Below are 14718 nucleotides of genomic sequence, written 5' to 3' on the forward strand. Positions count from 1 at the left end.
ATCCGACGAGCGGATGGGGCGCCGTGCGCCGCGCGGATCAGGCGATCGCGACGGCCTCCTCAAGGGCGGGTGCGGGAGCGTCGGTGCGGCGACGCGCGAACCGCTTGAGGAGCACGACCGCGAAGGCCGTGACGACGGTGCCGGCGACGAGCGAGAGCGCGAAGCCCCAGATCGGGTCGATCGCGAACCACACGAACAGGCCGCCGTGCGGGGCGCGCGAGCCGACCGAGAACAGCATCGAGAGCGCGCCCGTGACGGCCCCGCCGAGCATCGAGGCGGGGATGACGCGCAGCGGGTCGGCCGCCGCGAACGGGATCGCCCCCTCCGAGATGAAGGACAGGCCCAGCAGCCACGCGGCCTTGCCGTTCTCGCGCTCGGGCGCCGTGAACGCCTTGGGGGCGAGGACGGTCGACGCGAGCGCCATGCCGAGCGGCGGCACCATGCCGGCGGTCATGACCGCGGCCATGATGAGGTACGGCACGCTGTTGCCCTCGGTCGCCGTTCCCAGGCCCGCGACGGCGAACGCATACGCGACCTTGTTCACGGGGCCGCCGAGGTCGAAGCACATCATGAGGCCGAGGACGATGCCCACGACGACGATGAGGCCCGACTCCGCGAGCCCGTTGAGCCCGTCGGTCATGGCGCTCATGAGCGCCGCGATCGGCCAGCCGAGGAACAGGATCATGAGGCCCGACGCGAAGATCGAGCCGAGCAGCGGGATGATCACGACGGGCATGAGGCCGCGCAGCCAGCGCGGGACGCTGAGCGAGCCGAGCCACCAGGCCGCGAGCCCGGCGAGCACGCCGCCGACGATGCCGCCGATGAAGCCCGCGCTCATGAGCACGGCGACCGAGCCGGCCACGAAGCCGGGCGCGATGCCCGGGCGGTCGGCGATCGCGAACGCGATGTAGCCCGCGAGCGCTGCGACGAGGAAGCCCATCGAGATGCCGCCGATGGAGAAGAAGACGGCGCCGAGGTATGGGAAGAGGCCGCCCTCCGGCAGGTTCCACAGGGCGTTCCCGAGGACGATGTCCTGGGCGTTCTCGTTGATGTCGAACCCGCCGAAGAGGAACCCGAGCGCGATCAGAAGGCCGCCGCCCGCGACGAACGGGATCATGTACGAGACGCCCGTGAGGAGCACGCGCTTGACCTTCGCGCCGAACGACTCCTTCTGCGCGGAGGCGGCGGCGGTCGACGCCGCCGCGCTTCCGCTCACGCGCTCCGCCGCCGGGTCGGCCGCGGCCTTCGCGGCCGTCTCGATGAGCTCGGCGGCGTGCTCGATGCCCGCCTTCACCGAGCGCCGCACGACGGGCTTGCCGGCGAAGCGCTCGGGCTCGCGCACGTCGACGTCGACCGCGAAGATCACGGCGTCCGCCTGCGCGATCGTCTCGGCGTCGAAGCGGTCGAAGCCGCTCGAGCCCTGCGGCTCGACCGCGAACTCCACGCCGGCCTTCTTCGCGGCGGCGGCGAGCGCGTCGGCCGCCATGTACGTGTGGGCGATGCCGGTCGCGCACGCGGTGACGGCGACGATCCGCACGGGGCGCCCGTCGATCTGCCGTCCGCCGTCGGCGGGAGCCGCCGGCGTCGGCGCCGCCGCGACCGGCTCCGCGTCGGCAGCTCCGTCGCCCTCGCCGATCGCGTGACGGACGATCGCGACGGCCTCATCGGCGTCCTTCGCGCCGCGCAGGGCGGCGAGGAAGTCCTCGTCCATGAGGTGCCGCGCGAGCGTGGAGAGCACGGCGAGGTGCTCCTCGGCGGCGGTGTCGGGCGCGGCGATCATGAAGACGATGTCGCTCGGGCCGTCGAACGAGCCGAAGTCGACGCCCGGCGAGAGCCGCGCGAAGGCGAGCGAGGCCTGGGTGACGGTCGCGCTCTTGGCGTGCGGGATCGCGATGCCTCCCGGCAGGCCGGTCGCGTCGGTCTCCTCGCGCGCCCACGCGGCGGCGAAGAGCTCCTCGGCGTCGCGGGCGCGGCCCTGCGCGACGAAGCGCGCCGAGAGCGAGCGGAGCACGGCTTCCTTGTCGGCTCCGAGATCCTCGTCGAGGCTGACGAGCTGGGGGGTGATGGTGGACACGGTGCCCTCCTGGATGGGTGCGGTGCGGGATTCGGGTGCGCTCAGTCGAGCGCGCGGACGGGGATGTCGCCGGTCGGGAGATCGGCGGGGGTCGCCAGGCGCGTCCCGGGCAGGGCCGCGGTCGCGGAGCCGTAGTGGACGGCGGTGCGGAGCCGCTCGGCGGGGGCGGCCCCGGCCCGGTCGGCGAGCAGGTAGCCGGCGAGCGAGCTGTCGCCCGCTCCGACGGTGCTGAGCACGTCGACGCCTGCGGGGATGCCGGCGTGCCAGACGCCGTGCGCGTCGACGAGGATCGCGCCGTCGCCGCCGAGCGTCACGAGCGCCGCGCGGACTGTGCCGGGCACGAGGTCCCGCGCGAGGCGTGCCGTGGCGGCGATCGGGTCGGCCTCGACCTCGCGGACGAGACGCGAGTGCAGCGCGGACCGGTCGACATCCGGCGCCGAGAGGTCGACCGCGAGCTGCACGAGCTCGTCCTCGTTGGGCTTGATGAGGTCGACGGCGCCGATCTCGTCGGCCTGGGCGAGCACGGTCTCGAGCGCGGGCCCGGTCGCGTCGACGGCGATCCGCGGCGGATGCGCGACGCGGGCGCGCACCGCGTGGATGACGGTCGCGTAGAGGTCGCCGGGGGCGCCCGCGGGCAGCGAGCCGCACAGGGCGAGCCAGTCGGCGCCGTCCGAGGCCGCGACCACGGCGTCGACGAGCGCGCGGAGCACGTCGTCGCCGAGCGGGGTGCCCGCGAGGTTGATCTTCGTCGTCTCGCCGGCGGCATCCGTCAGCGCGATGTTCGCGCGGGCGTGCGCCGTCGTCGGCACGGCGCGGATGGCCAGGGTCGGGTCGAGCAGCGCCGCGAACGGGTCGTCCGCGGCGAGCGGCAGGACCGCGAGGGTCTCGACCCCGGAGCCGTGGAGCACGCGGGCGACGTTGACGCCCTTGCCCGCGGCGTCCTCCTGCGCGGAGGAGGCCCGGTGCACCTCGCCCGGCACGAGGGCGCTGTCCAGCGCGATCGTGCGGTCGAGCGCCGGGTTGGCGGTGAGCGTGACGATCATGCGACCCAGACCTCCGTTCCCGCGTCCTCGAGCGCCGCGGCGAGCGCCGCGTCGGGGGCGCGATCGGTGACGAGCACGTCGAGCTGGTCGAGCCTCGCGAAGCGCTGCAGCGACTCCTCGCCGAACTTCGACGCATCGGCGAGGACGACGACGCGGCGCGCGGCGCGCACGATCGCGCCCTTGACGTCGGCCTCGTCGGGATCGGGGGTGCTCGCGCCGAATGCGGCCGACAGGCCGTTGACGCCGACGAAGGCGATCTCGGGCCGGAGGGACGAGATCGCCTCGACCGTCCGCGCGCCGACCGCCGCTCCGGTCACGCCGCGGACCCGTCCGCCGATCGCGGAGAGGGCCACCCCCTCGCTCGCGCTCAGGGCGGCGGCGATCGCGACCGAGTGCGTGACCACCTCGACCCGCGCTCCGCCGAACCGGGCGGGAAGCAGATCGGCGAGCGCCGCGGTGGTCGTGCCCGCGTCGATGAGGACGGAGCCCGTGAACCCGGAGGGCAGGGCGTCGAGCGCACGCTGCGCGATCCGCCGCTTGGCGACGCCGTGGCGGCCGACGCGCTCCCTGAGGTCGGTCTCGGCGAGGCTGCCGCGGTCGGCGGGAACCGCGCCGCCGTGGACGCGGCGGAGGACTCCGGCCTCCTCGAGGACGGCGAGGTCGCGGCGCACGGTCTCGGTCGTGACGCCCAGGCGCTCGGCCAGATCGGCGACCGCGACGCGGGCGTCGGCGAGCAGCGCCTGCTCGATGAGCTCTCTGCGCTCCGTTGCGTACATGCGACATCCTCCTTCGGATTCCCACACAATACAACCGAAACCCACACAAAGCAACAGAGTTATGGATCCGCTGGCAGACCGTCCGCCACACGCGCAATCCCCTGGGACCGCTGAGGCCGCCGACTTAGGCTCTCCGGATGCTGCACCTCCGCCCGATGCTTCCCCGCGGGCGTCAGTACGCGCTCACGTGGTCGGTCGACGACACGTGGGGCGGGATGACCTCCGCGATGCTCCACCGCAGCCGCGCGTTCGTGCGTCTCGCCGACCGGCCGGTGACCGTGCTCACGTTCGATCCGGACCCGGACTACCCGGCCAGGGAGGAGCGTCTGCGGCGCGAGGGCATGATCGTCGACGGGATGACCCTCCTCAATCTGTGGGACTGGCTGCGCGAGAACCCCCTGCCCGGCGGCTCCCTCCGCCCTGACCGGCACCCGTTCACGCCGCTCGCGACCCTGCCGCCGCGTGACGGCGAGCGGCTGTCCGAGCGGCGCCGGGGCGACATCGTCCTCAGCCGCGTGCGCGCATCAGAGGGCGGCGAGATCCTGCAGACCGACCACTTCCGCGCGGACGGCTCGCTGCTCCTCTCGGAGCGCCGCGACGTCGCCGAGCGCGGGACCCCGGGCGGGAAGTCCGTCGTCCTGTGCGACGGCGACGGCCGGCCGGTGCGGTCGTGGGGCCGCATCGCGCACCTCTACCGCGCGTGGCTCGACGCGCTCACCGAGGACGAGCCGTCGTACCTCGTCGTCGACAGCAAGACCGTCGCACGCTGGGCGATGGACTACCGCCGCCCGCACGCGGTGACCATGCACGTCGTGCACGCGTCGCATCTCGTCGGACGCCGGCGGCCGATGGGGCGCCTGCGGGAGTCGCGGAGGCCCGTGTTCGAGAACCTGGACGCGTTCGACGCCGTCGTGCTCCTCACGCAGCGCCAGCGCGACGACGTCGTGGCCCTGCTCGGCGAGCACGCGTGCCTGGACGTCGTGCCGAACGGCCGCGACCTGCCCGAGGCGCCGCCGCTCGAGGGCCGGCCGCCCGGCGCCGGCATCATGCTCGCGAGCCTAACCCGACGCAAGCGCATCGCGCACGCCATGTCGGCCGTCCGCGCGGCCCGCTCCGCGGGCCTCGACGTCGAGCTCGACGTGTGGGGCGAGGGCGAGGACCGCGCGAGCCTCGCCCCGCTCGCCGACGACGGCATCCGGCTGCGCGGGTACGCGCCCGACGCGGCCGCGCAGCTCGAGCGCGCCTCCTTCCTGCTGTCGACGTCCACCTCGGAGGGCTTCCCGCTCGTCCTCATCGAGGCGCTCGCCGCGGGTTGCGTGCCGATCGCATACGACGTCCCCTACGGGGCGGCCGACATCATCCGCGACGGCGAGAACGGGTTCCTCGTTCCCGCGGGCGACGAGGAGGCGCTGGCCGCCGCGGTCGCGCGGTTCGTCGGAGCGTCAGAGGAGGAGCGGATGCGGATGCGCCGTGCGGCCGTCGAGAGCGCGCAGCGCTTCTCCGACGAGGACGTCACCCGCGCGTGGGGACAGGCGATGCGCCGCGCGCACCGCAGGAAGCACCGCCTGCTCAGGCGGTGACGCGGGCGAACGCGCGCTCCGCGCGGCGCCCCGCCGCGCGCGCGGCACGGTGGGAGGGCCGCTCGACGCCGCGGTGGAAGAGCCACCCGACCGCGAGGCTCAGCGGGACGCCCGCGAGAGCGACGAGCGCCCAGTTCTCGTCGCCCCACGCGAACGCGAGCGTCGCGAGGATCGGCGCGTGCACGAGGTAGAGGCTGAACGAGATGTCGCCCAGCCAGCGCAGCGGGCGCGTCTGCAGCACGCGCTCGGCGAGCGGGGAGCACACGGCGAGCAGGATGAGCCCTGCCGCGCCCGCGCCCGCGAGACCCCACAGGGCCTCCCCCAGCGTGCTCGAGGGCGGCACGAGCGGGCGCGTCCACCACGACGCGATGAGCAGCAGCCAGGAGGCGGCGAAGAGCGCGAGCCACAGGATGGGCCGCGGCCGGCGCCGCGCCCACGCGGTGATCTCGTCGAGGCGGACGGCGATGAGGCAGCCGAGCAGGAACGTCGGCAGGTAGACGAGCGCGTCGAGGTCGAAGGGCCGCTCGTCGAGCACCCGGCCGGCGACCATCGCCGCGATGCACGCGACCGCGGCCGGCCAGGCCCAGCGCCGCAGGAGCAGCGCGACGGCCGCGAACACCGGCAGCAGCACGCTGAAGACGATCTCCCAGCGCAGCGACCAGAGCGTGTTCACCGTGTCGTACGTCACGGGCATGAGGGTGGCCTCGTCGAACGCGAGCGCCCAGTCGGGGAAGGTGATATTGGCGTTCACGATCCAGACGTCGGGCGTCACCCGGGAGGGGTCGCGCGGGATGGCCACGACGAGGAGGACGGCGAAGAGGATGGCCGCCCACACGGGCAGGTAGAGGCGCACGAGTCGCGAGACGAAGTAGCCGGGCCACGAGAACCCCGCGCGCAGCGCGGGGAGCGTCACGACGAGGCCCGACAGCACGAAGAACACCTGGACCGCCTCGGTTCCCGCGAACCCCAGCTTGAGGGGCGACTCGGTCGCCGTCTCCCAGATGAGGCGGGCCGTCCCGTCGTCGGCGAACGGCCGGGCGATGAGGCTCGCGTGGTAGAGCACGACGACGAGCGCGGCCGCTCCGCGCACGCCGTCGAGCGCGTGCAGTCGTGCGGGTCGGGGCGCGGCCATCCGATCAGCCTAGGCAACCGAGCGGAGCGCGGTGCTCAGGCTCCTCCCACGCTCAGCTGAGGCCGCTGTACGCGTGCAGCCCCTCGAAGAACATGTTCACGATCGTGAAGTTGAAGATGACGGCGACGAAGCCGACGATCGAGAGCCACGCCGAGCGCGTGCCGCGCCAGCCGCGCGTCGCCCGCGCGTGGATGTAGCCCGCGTAGAGCACCCAGATGATGAAGGTCCAGACTTCCTTCGTGTCGAAGCCCCAGTAGCGCCCCCAGGCGTCGTTCGCCCAGATGGCCCCCGCGATGAGCGTGAACGTCCAGAAGATGAAGCCGATGATCGCGAAGCGGTATGCGAGGCCCTCGAGCGCCTCGGCGCTCGGGATGGTCCGGAGCATGCTGCGGCGCGCAGGCGCCTCGGCCGCCTCGACGACCATCCGCTCGCGCCGAGCCTGCAGGAGCTGCAGCACCGACAGCGCGAAGGCGAGCGCGAGGAAGGCGGTCGCGAGCGACGCGACGAAGACGTGGATGACGAGCCAGACCGACTTGAGCGGGTCCATGAGCGGCGTGATCTGCACGTAGAACAGCGACGACGAGCCGAGCAGCACCGTCACGAGGCCCGTCATGAACGACCCGAGGAAGCGGAGGTCCTTCCAGAACAGGACGCCGAGGTAGACCGCCGTCATGAGGAGCGTGCCGGTCATCGCGAACTCGTACATGTTCGACCACGGCACGCGCCCCGCGGCGAGGCCGCGCAGGAGCGTCGCGCCGAGGTGGAACACGAAGCCGAGCCACGTGAGCGAGGTGCCGATCCGGCCCCACACGTAGCGCGGGGCGGCCGCGACCACTGGCTCGCTCGCGGCGGGAGACGCGGCGCGGGCGCCGACGCCGACGAGCTGCCGGGCGTCCTTCGCGGCCAGCGACGCCTGCGAGCGGTTCGCGAGGTCGACCGCGTAGGCGATGAACGCGAGGACGTAGAGCGAGATGGCCGTCCAGACGAGCACGACGGAGAAGCTGTCCATCGTCACGGGATCGAGCTGCATGGTGTCCATCCTAGGTTTCGGGGGTCGCGCGCGGTCGGGAGCCGAGCGCGAGGATCAGTCGTCGAGCGCGGCCCGGTGCTTCGCGCGCAGCTGCTCGACCGCGTCGGCGAGCGCGGGATCCTCGCCGCGGGCGAGAGCCGCGTACTCGAGGCGCACGCCGTCTCCGTCGGGCGTGGCCTTGACCCACATCCGGCGCCGGGGCACGAAGAGCGCGACGAGCAGGCCGAGCGTCGCGAGGACCGCGAACACGAGCACGCCGAGCGCCGAGGGATCGTGGTGGATCTGGAGCGACACGAACCGCTTGACCGACTCGGTGTAGCCGAGGGCCGGATCGGTGCCCTCGGGCGTCTCGTCCTCGAACGTGATCGTGCCCATGCCGTTCGGCAGGTCGGCGGTGTCACCCGGTGCCAGCTCGATCGAGTCGACGCCCGTGTCGCCGCCCGTGAGCTGCTCGAGCCCCGTCACGTCGAGGGCGTACACCGAGCGCGGCGTGCCGTCGTCGATGCCGAGGTCGCCCGCGTACACGTTCAGGGTGAGCATGGGGTTGAGCAGGTCGCCGTACGCCGAGGCGAACGCGCCCGTGTCGAGCGGCACCTGGGTCGGGTAGAAGAAGCCCACGAGGCCGAGCTGCTCGGAGAGGCCGTCGGGCACCTTGACGACGCCGGTCGACGTCATCGCGGTGTCCTGCGGCAGGAACGGCACGGAGTCTCGGTACACGACCTCGCCCTCGGGGTTCCGGACGGTGATCGTCGGCGCGTACCCGTTGCCGAGCAGGTAGATCGCGTCGCCCTCGAGCTGGAGAGGGTGGTTGACGCGCACCGCGTCCTCCGAGGTCGACCCGTCGGGATGCGTGACCGTGACGTTGGCGGAGAAGTCGCCCGCCTGCCCCGACCCGGGCCCGCCGTACTCCTGGTAGGTGACGTCGAACGAGTCGAGTCGCATCGAGTACGGCGTGAGGGCAGCCTCCGACACGAAGCGGCCGCGGTTCATCGACGAGTAGTCGAGCAGCGAGTTGACGAAGGTCGTGCCCTCGACGACGACGCGCTGGCCCGTGTACGCGAATCCTCCGCCGATCCCGACCGTGAGGAGCACGCCGACGAGCGACGCGTGGAAGACGAGATTGCCCGTCTCGCGCAGGTACCCGCGCTCGGCCGACACCGAGAACGCGCCGCGGCCGTCGTAGCGCTCGACGCGATACCCCTGCGCCTTGAGCTGCGCGGCCGCGAGATCGACGGCGTGGGCGGCCTCGGCCTCCGGGTCCTCGGCCGCGATGCGGTCCTCGCGGAAGTCGTCGAGGCGCGCGAGCCGCGCGGGCGTGCGCGGCGGCTTCGTGCGCAGGGCCTTCGCGTGGTGCTTCGTGCGCGGCAGGATGCAGCCGATGAGCGAGACGAACAGCAGGATGTAGATCGCCGAGAACCAGGCCGACTGATACACGTCGAACAGCTGCAGCGCGTCGAGCACGGGGAACAGATCCGGGTTGTCACGCTCCCACTGCGTGACGCCGTTCGGGTTCGCCATGCGCTGCGGGAAGATCGACCCCGGAACGGCCGCGATCGCGAGCAGGAGCAGCAGCACGAGCGCCGTGCGCATGCTCGTGAGCTGCCGCCATCCCCACCGCAGCCATCCCACGAAGCCGAGCGCGGGCTGCGCGATCGCCTCGTCGGCGTCGACGTGGTCGGAGGGGCGCAGCGGCTCGCTGCCGTCGCGCTGGGGCGCGGTGCGCTGATCGGTCACGGTGTCCTTCCGGGCGGTCGCGGCGCCCTTCTCGGCGGTCATAGGGGCGGCTCGATCGTGGCGAACAGCACGCCGAGGCGCGACATCACGTCGGTCCACAGGCCCGTCACCATGAGCAGGCCGAGCACGATGAGGAGCACGCCGCCGACGATGTTCACGACGCGGATGTGCCGACGCAGGAACGCGGTCGATCGCGTGACCCAGCCGAAGCCGAGGGCGACGAGGAGGAACGGGATGCCCAGCCCGAGCGAGTAGGCGAGGCCGAGCACCGCGGCGCGCCACCCGTCTCCCTGGATGATCGCGAGCGACATGATCGCCGTGAGGGTCGGGCCGATGCACGGCGCCCAGCCGATGCCGAGGGCGATCCCGAGCAGCGGAGCGCCGATGAGGCCGAGGTCGCCCTTGACCTGCGGGCGCGCGATGCGCTGCGCGAACCCGAGGAAGCCGATGAAGACGACGCCCATGAGGATGATGACGACGCCGAGGATGCGGGTGATGAGGTCGCCGTAGAGCAGGCTGAACTGCTGCAGGCCGCTGCCAGCGAGCCCGCCGAGCACGATGAGGGTCACGAACACGAGCGTGAAGCCCGCGATGAACAGGAGCACCCCGCCGACGAGGCGACCGCGCGAGCCGCCCGGCGCCGCGCCATCCGCCGCCCCGCCGCGGGGCGCGACGGCTCCCCCGATGAAGCCGAGATAGCCCGGGATGAGGGGCAGCACGCAGGGCGACACGAACGACACGAGCCCCGCGAGCATCGCGATCGGGATCGCGAGCCACAGGGCCCCGCCGAAGACGACGGCGTCGAGGCTCACGATGCCGCGCCCGCGGCGGTCATGCCGACTCCGCGAGCGTGTCGGCCACGAGCGTCGAGAGGATGGACGCGCCCTCGAGCTGGCCGATGAGGACCGCGGCGACGCGCCCCTCGGTGTCGAGGACGAGCGTCGTGGGCGTCGCCTGGATCGAGGTCGCGCCGGCGAAGGCGAGCTTCGCGCTGCCGTCGTTGACGTCGATGATGCTCGGGTACGTCACGCCCCACCGCTCGGCGAACGAGCGCGCGGTGTCGGCCTGGTCGTTCGTGTTCACGCCGACGAACGACACGTTCTCGCCCTGGTACTCCTGCCACACCGACTCGAGGTCGGCGGCCTCGGCCCGGCACGGGCCGCAGGCGGCGTACCAGAAGTTCACGACGGTGACATCGCCCGCGGTGTCGTCGCTCGAGAGCTCGTCGCCCTCCTCCGTGACACCCGACCACTCGACGGGCTCGCCGCGCTCCTCGACGGGGATCTCCTTCACCCGGAAGTCGCTCGCGATGTAGCCCTTGTCGTCGCCTTCGAGGTAGGCCTGCGTCACGGGGTCCGCGGAGCACGCCGCCAGACCGGCGATGAGCGTCGCGACGGCGAGCGCGGCGGCCGCTCTCGCGCCCCGGCGGATGCGGGGAGACAGGCTCGGGACGGCAGGCGTGCGCACGGCTCCCATCCTACGTTCCCGGGTTCGAGGTGCCTGGGTCGATGCTGTATGGCCGGGGCGGGGGCTTCGGGGCAAGGCTCGGCGAGCCTTGCCCCGAAATGCGGCGATCGGGCGCCGGTTCGCCGCGAAGCGCGGCAGGCGGGTCAGACCGCGGCGCCCGCTCCCACGCGACGCAGCTTGGCCATGGGCGCGAGCTCGCCGGGGAAGACGCGCTTGATGCCGTCGCCGAGGGCGGGCTCGATGTCGCGGATGCCGGCGACGAGGGCCGCGAGCTCGGTCGGCTCGATCGAGGCGGCGTGGTCCGAGCCCCACATGCCGCGATCGAGCGTGATGTGGCGCTCGACGGCGGCCGCGCCCAGCGCGACGGCGGCGAACGAGATCGCGAGGCCGCGCTCGTGCCCCGAGTATCCGACCGGGACGCCGGCGAAGCGGTCCTTCAGCGTCGGGATCATGCGGAGGTTCGCCTCCTCCGCCGGCATCGGATAGGTCGACGTCGCGTGCAGGAGGACGAGGTTCTCCGTGCCGAGGAGGTCGACCGCGCGGTCGATCTGCTCCATGGTCGACATGCCCGTGGAGAGGATGATCGGCTTGCCCGTGTCGCGCAGAGCCGCGAGGAGTCCGTCGTCGGTGAGGCTCGCCGACGCGACCTTGTGCGCGACGACGTCGAGGTCCTCGAGGAACGCGACCGAGGGCTCGTCCCACGGCGACGCGAACCAGTCGACGCCGCGCTCGGCGGCGTGCGCGCCGATCTCGAGGTACTCGTCGCGGCCGAACTCGACCCGGTAGCGGTACTCGAGGTACGTCATGGTGCCCCACGGCGTCTCGCGCGGCACGTCGCGCATGTGCTCGGGCGTGGAGATCTCCGGGGTGCGCTTCTGGAACTTGACCGCGTCCGCGCCGGCGGCCGCGGCGACGTCGATGAGCTCCTTGGCGATCTCGACCGAGCCGTTGTGGTTCAGGCCGATCTCGGCGATGACGTAGGTGGGGTGCGCATCGCCCAGCGTGCGAGTGCCGATCGTGACCGTCATGAGTGCTCCTCCGGTTGTGACGAGGACGGGATGGACGCGCGGAGCGCAGCGCCCGCGCGCTCGGGCACGAGGCCCGTGCGGGAGCGCAGGACGCGCTCGGCCAGTTCGCGGACGGCGCCGTCGCCGCCCGCTCGGTGCAGGACGACGCGGGCGATCGCGAGCACGTCGGGATGGGAGCGCGGAACCGCGACGGGCCAGCCGACGATCCGCAGGCACGGCAGGTCGTTCACGTCGTTGCCCAGGTACGCGACATCCGCGAGCGCGACGCCCTGGGCATCCGCCCACTCGCGCAGAGCCGCCGCCTTGTCGTCGAGCCCCTGGCGCACGTCGACGCGGAGCTTGCGGGCGCGCGCGGCGACGACGCCGTTCGTCTCGGTGGAGAGGATGAGGAAGGGGATGCCGGCCCTGCGCAGGAGCGAGACGCCCATCCCGTCGGAGCGGCTCACGCGGACGAACTCGCGGCCGTCGGCGTCGACGAAGGCGGTGTCGTCGGTGTGGACTCCGTCGAAGTCGGTCACGACCGCCCGGGCGTCGATCGCCTCTCGCCTCAGACCGCTCACGTGACCTCCGTCAGCGGGCGTCTCCCGCTGACCTTCTACGGTCAGCGCACTGCGTGAACGCGAGGGGTCCGGAAGGTGCCCGCGAGGCGACGGCGGGGTGAAGGATGGCGCGGTGCGGGTCTCAGACGGCGCCGACGTCGACCGCACCCGCGGTCGACGCGGGCTCGACGTAGTCGATCTCGCGCCAGACGTCGCCCTTGCGCTCGAACGAGGTCACGCTCGAGAGGGCGCACCGGCGCGTGCGGGGATCGTGCCGCAGCGGCAGGCCGGCGACGGAGAGGTGCGTGATCCAGATCGGCGCCTGGTGCGTCACGATGACGACGTCGCCGCCGTCGGCGGCGTCCCACGCGTCGTCGAGGGCCGCGTGCATGCGGTCGACGACCTCGCGGTACGGCTCGCCCCAGCTCGGCCGCGACGGGCGGCGGAGGTGCCACCAGTTCTGCGGGATGAAGACGGCGCGGCTCATGCGCTTCCCCGCGAACGCGTTCCACGGCTCGATGACGCGCTCGTCGGCGCGCGGCTCGAGCTCGAACAGCGTCGTGAACGGCTCGGCCGACTCGCGCGTGCGCTCGAGCGGAGAGCACACGAGCTCGGCGAGCGGGCGGTCGAGCGAGCGCACGTAGTCGGCCGCGGCCCTGGCCATCCGCCGCCCGTCCTCGCTCAGGCGGAATCCGGGCATGCGCTCGTACAGCACGCGCCGCGGATTGAAGACCTCGCCGTGGCGGACGAGATGGAGGCGTTCGGCGGGCACAGGCCCAGTCTACGAACGCTCAGTCGGCCGCGGGCGCCTCGCGCTCGCCGCGCGGAGCGACGGCACCGGCCGCCCGCTGGCGACGCTGCGCGCGGATGCGGACGACGACGAACCAGACGACCGCGGCCGCGACGCCCACGATGACGACGTTCTGGACGACGTCCATGTACTGCTCGACGATGTGCCACCCGCTGCCGAGATACCAGCCGACGAGGATGAAGACGGTGTTCCAGATGACGCTTCCCGCGGCGGTGAGCAGCGCGAAGCGCCACACGGGCATCCGCACGACGCCCGCCGGGATCGAGATGAGGCTCCGGAAGATCGGGACGAACCGGCCGAGGAAGACGGCCTTGCCGCCGTGCCGGTGGAACCAGGCCACCGTCCGGTCGATGTCCTCGCCCGAGACGAGCGGCAGGCGCTCGGCGATGCGGCGCAGGCGGTCGACGCCGAACCAGACGCCGATGCCGTAGAGGAGGAGCGCGCCGACGACGGACCCGACCGTCGTCCAGAGGATCGCCTCCCACAGCGCGAATGCGCCGCGATGGGCGGCGAGGCCCGCCATGGGGAGGATGGCCTCGCTCGGCAGCGGCGGGAAGAGGTTCTCGGCCGCGATCGCGACGCCGGCGCCGTAGGGGCCGATGACGTCCATGAGCCCCACGACCGCATCCATGAGAGTGGAGAGCCAGGATCCTCCGTCGGCGGCGGCCGTGATCTCGGTCGTCGTCATGTCGGTGCGGCCTTTCCGTCGGCGCGGGCGGTGGGGTCGGGCTCGACGCTATCGACGGCGCATCCGGGTTCCCTGTGCGAAGGGCCGGGATCGCCTGTGCGCTCGTCGCGCGTGGTTCGGCATCTGCGCGGTTGTCAGCATCTGAGGGTGCGGGTGAGTTTGGTGTGGAGTCGGGTGCGGGAGGTGGGTGCTGGTCGGTGGCGGTGGTGTCGGTCGATCCAGTTGGGGGCGGCGATGTAGGGCACGCCGTGGTGCATGTGGATGGTCCAGCCGGAGGTGTCGAGGTGGTGGTGGTGCCACCAGCAGAGCAGGACGCCGTTGTCGGTTTCGGTGGGTCCGCCTCGGGCGTGGTCTTGGACGTGGTGGATCTCGCACCAGGCGGCGGGGATGGTGCAGCCGGGGATGATGCATCCTCCGTCGCGGGCGACGATGGCTTTGCGTTGGGTGGGGGTGAAGCAGCGTTGGATGCTGCGCAGTTCGAGGATGCGTCCTTCGGGGCTGAAGACGGCGCGGAGGATGTCTCCGGTGCATCCGATCCGGCGGGCCACGGTGGCGGGGACGGGCGCGTCGACCCCGTCGAGGTGCGCGATGCCGTGCCGCGGGCGGGTGAACGCGGAACCCGTGCCGTGGGCCGCGGTGTCGTGCGGGCTGTCGCCGTCGCCGGTGTCGGTGGGGTTGGTGGTGGTGAGGTCGTCGGCGGTGATGTGGATCATGACGGTGGGGGCGGCGCCGCCGAGGGTGGGGGTCTCGGCGGCGCGTGAGGCGGCCTGGATCATCGCGAAGAACGCGTCGTGGCGTTTCTGTCCGGGGGTGCGG

The 14718-nt window shown here is 72.7% G+C and carries 14 protein-coding genes; 1 reads left to right on the top strand and 13 read right to left on the bottom strand.

The features are described from left to right. Positions 1 to 37: 37 nt before the first annotated feature. Genes ACOWU6_RS14800 through ACOWU6_RS14810 form a run of 3 tightly spaced genes read right to left on the bottom strand, consistent with a single transcriptional unit; the run spans position 38 to position 3893 of the window. On the bottom strand, positions 38 to 2074 hold the full coding sequence (locus tag ACOWU6_RS14800) for a PTS fructose transporter subunit IIABC (RefSeq protein WP_421076159.1): 2037 nt from the start codon (positions 2072 to 2074) through the stop codon (positions 38 to 40). A 41-nt stretch (positions 2075 to 2115) separates the two neighbouring features. Then, positions 2116 to 3117, bottom strand: coding sequence for a 1-phosphofructokinase family hexose kinase (locus ACOWU6_RS14805; RefSeq protein WP_421076160.1), 1002 nt, complete (start codon positions 3115 to 3117; stop codon positions 2116 to 2118). Beyond that, the gene (locus ACOWU6_RS14810; RefSeq protein WP_271174555.1) at positions 3114 to 3893 is read right to left on the bottom strand and encodes a DeoR/GlpR family DNA-binding transcription regulator; all 780 of its coding nucleotides are present in this window, start codon (positions 3891 to 3893) and stop codon (positions 3114 to 3116) included. Before ACOWU6_RS14810 ends, ACOWU6_RS14805 begins: the two co-directional genes overlap by 4 nt. Positions 3894 to 4030: 137 nt before the next feature. On the opposite strand from ACOWU6_RS14810, the gene ACOWU6_RS14815 reads away from it, so the two are divergent. Beyond that, positions 4031 to 5473 (top strand): glycosyltransferase, encoded by a 1443-nt coding sequence (locus tag ACOWU6_RS14815; protein WP_421076161.1) that lies wholly within the window; start codon positions 4031 to 4033, stop codon positions 5471 to 5473. Here ACOWU6_RS14815 and ACOWU6_RS14820 read toward each other — a convergent pair. The 10 genes from ACOWU6_RS14820 to ACOWU6_RS14865 all read right to left on the bottom strand — a co-directional run. Next, entirely contained in the window at positions 5463 to 6605 is a 1143-nt protein-coding gene (locus ACOWU6_RS14820) for an acyltransferase family protein (protein WP_421076162.1), read from the bottom strand. The two genes, ACOWU6_RS14815 and ACOWU6_RS14820, sit on opposite strands and share 11 nt — an antisense overlap. A 52-nt stretch (positions 6606 to 6657) precedes the next feature. After that, a complete protein-coding gene (gene ccsB / locus ACOWU6_RS14825; RefSeq protein ID WP_421076163.1) occupies positions 6658 to 7635 on the bottom strand; it encodes a c-type cytochrome biogenesis protein CcsB in 978 nt (325 codons plus the stop codon). Positions 7636 to 7689: 54 nt separating this feature from the next. Next, a complete protein-coding gene (resB, locus tag ACOWU6_RS14830) occupies positions 7690 to 9411 on the bottom strand; it encodes a cytochrome c biogenesis protein ResB (RefSeq protein ID WP_271174551.1) in 1722 nt (573 codons plus the stop codon). After that, the gene (locus ACOWU6_RS14835) at positions 9408 to 10181 is read right to left on the bottom strand and encodes a cytochrome c biogenesis CcdA family protein (protein ID WP_282980321.1); all 774 of its coding nucleotides are present in this window, start codon (positions 10179 to 10181) and stop codon (positions 9408 to 9410) included. Before ACOWU6_RS14835 ends, resB begins: the two co-directional genes overlap by 4 nt. A 19-nt stretch (positions 10182 to 10200) precedes the next feature. Next, on the bottom strand, positions 10201 to 10836 hold the full coding sequence (locus tag ACOWU6_RS14840; protein WP_421076164.1) for a TlpA family protein disulfide reductase: 636 nt from the start codon (positions 10834 to 10836) through the stop codon (positions 10201 to 10203). A 143-nt stretch (positions 10837 to 10979) separates the two neighbouring features. Next, positions 10980 to 11864, bottom strand: coding sequence for an N-acetylneuraminate synthase family protein (locus ACOWU6_RS14845; RefSeq protein WP_421076165.1), 885 nt, complete (start codon positions 11862 to 11864; stop codon positions 10980 to 10982). Beyond that, positions 11861 to 12424: a KdsC family phosphatase gene (locus tag ACOWU6_RS14850; protein ID WP_374727746.1), complete on the bottom strand. Its 564-nt coding sequence runs from the start codon at positions 12422 to 12424 to the stop codon at positions 11861 to 11863. Before ACOWU6_RS14850 ends, ACOWU6_RS14845 begins: the two co-directional genes overlap by 4 nt. Before the next feature lie 121 nt (positions 12425 to 12545). Beyond that, on the bottom strand, positions 12546 to 13175 hold the full coding sequence (locus ACOWU6_RS14855; RefSeq protein WP_421076166.1) for a histidine phosphatase family protein: 630 nt from the start codon (positions 13173 to 13175) through the stop codon (positions 12546 to 12548). Between the two features lie 19 nt (positions 13176 to 13194). Next, a complete protein-coding gene (locus ACOWU6_RS14860; protein WP_421076167.1) occupies positions 13195 to 13902 on the bottom strand; it encodes a DedA family protein in 708 nt (235 codons plus the stop codon). Between the two features lie 134 nt (positions 13903 to 14036). Further along, a partial coding sequence (locus ACOWU6_RS14865; RefSeq protein WP_421076168.1) for a DUF222 domain-containing protein occupies positions 14037 to 14718 on the bottom strand: 682 nt, incomplete at its 5' end.

Source organism: Microbacterium sp. SA156, from assembly GCF_049065455.1.
Classification (GTDB): Bacteria; Actinomycetota; Actinomycetes; order Actinomycetales; family Microbacteriaceae; genus Microbacterium; species Microbacterium barkeri.

What these genes read in the sequence shown, in the direction of transcription:
- ACOWU6_RS14815 (WP_421076161.1), top strand. Translation starts at nt 4,031, where the DNA reads ATGCTGCACCTCCGCCCGATGCTTCCCCGCGGGCGTCAGTACGCGCTC.
- ccsB (WP_421076163.1), bottom strand. Translation starts at nt 7,635, where the DNA reads ATGCAGCTCGATCCCGTGACGATGGACAGCTTCTCCGTCGTGCTCGTC.
- ACOWU6_RS14805 (WP_421076160.1), bottom strand. Translation starts at nt 3,117, where the DNA reads ATGATCGTCACGCTCACCGCCAACCCGGCGCTCGACCGCACGATCGCG.
- resB (WP_271174551.1), bottom strand. Translation starts at nt 9,411, where the DNA reads ATGACCGCCGAGAAGGGCGCCGCGACCGCCCGGAAGGACACCGTGACC.
- ACOWU6_RS14860 (WP_421076167.1), bottom strand. Translation starts at nt 13,902, where the DNA reads ATGACGACGACCGAGATCACGGCCGCCGCCGACGGAGGATCCTGGCTC.
- ACOWU6_RS14845 (WP_421076165.1), bottom strand. Translation starts at nt 11,864, where the DNA reads ATGACGGTCACGATCGGCACTCGCACGCTGGGCGATGCGCACCCCACC.
- ACOWU6_RS14810 (WP_271174555.1), bottom strand. Translation starts at nt 3,893, where the DNA reads ATGTACGCAACGGAGCGCAGAGAGCTCATCGAGCAGGCGCTGCTCGCC.
- ACOWU6_RS14820 (WP_421076162.1), bottom strand. Translation starts at nt 6,605, where the DNA reads ATGGCCGCGCCCCGACCCGCACGACTGCACGCGCTCGACGGCGTGCGC.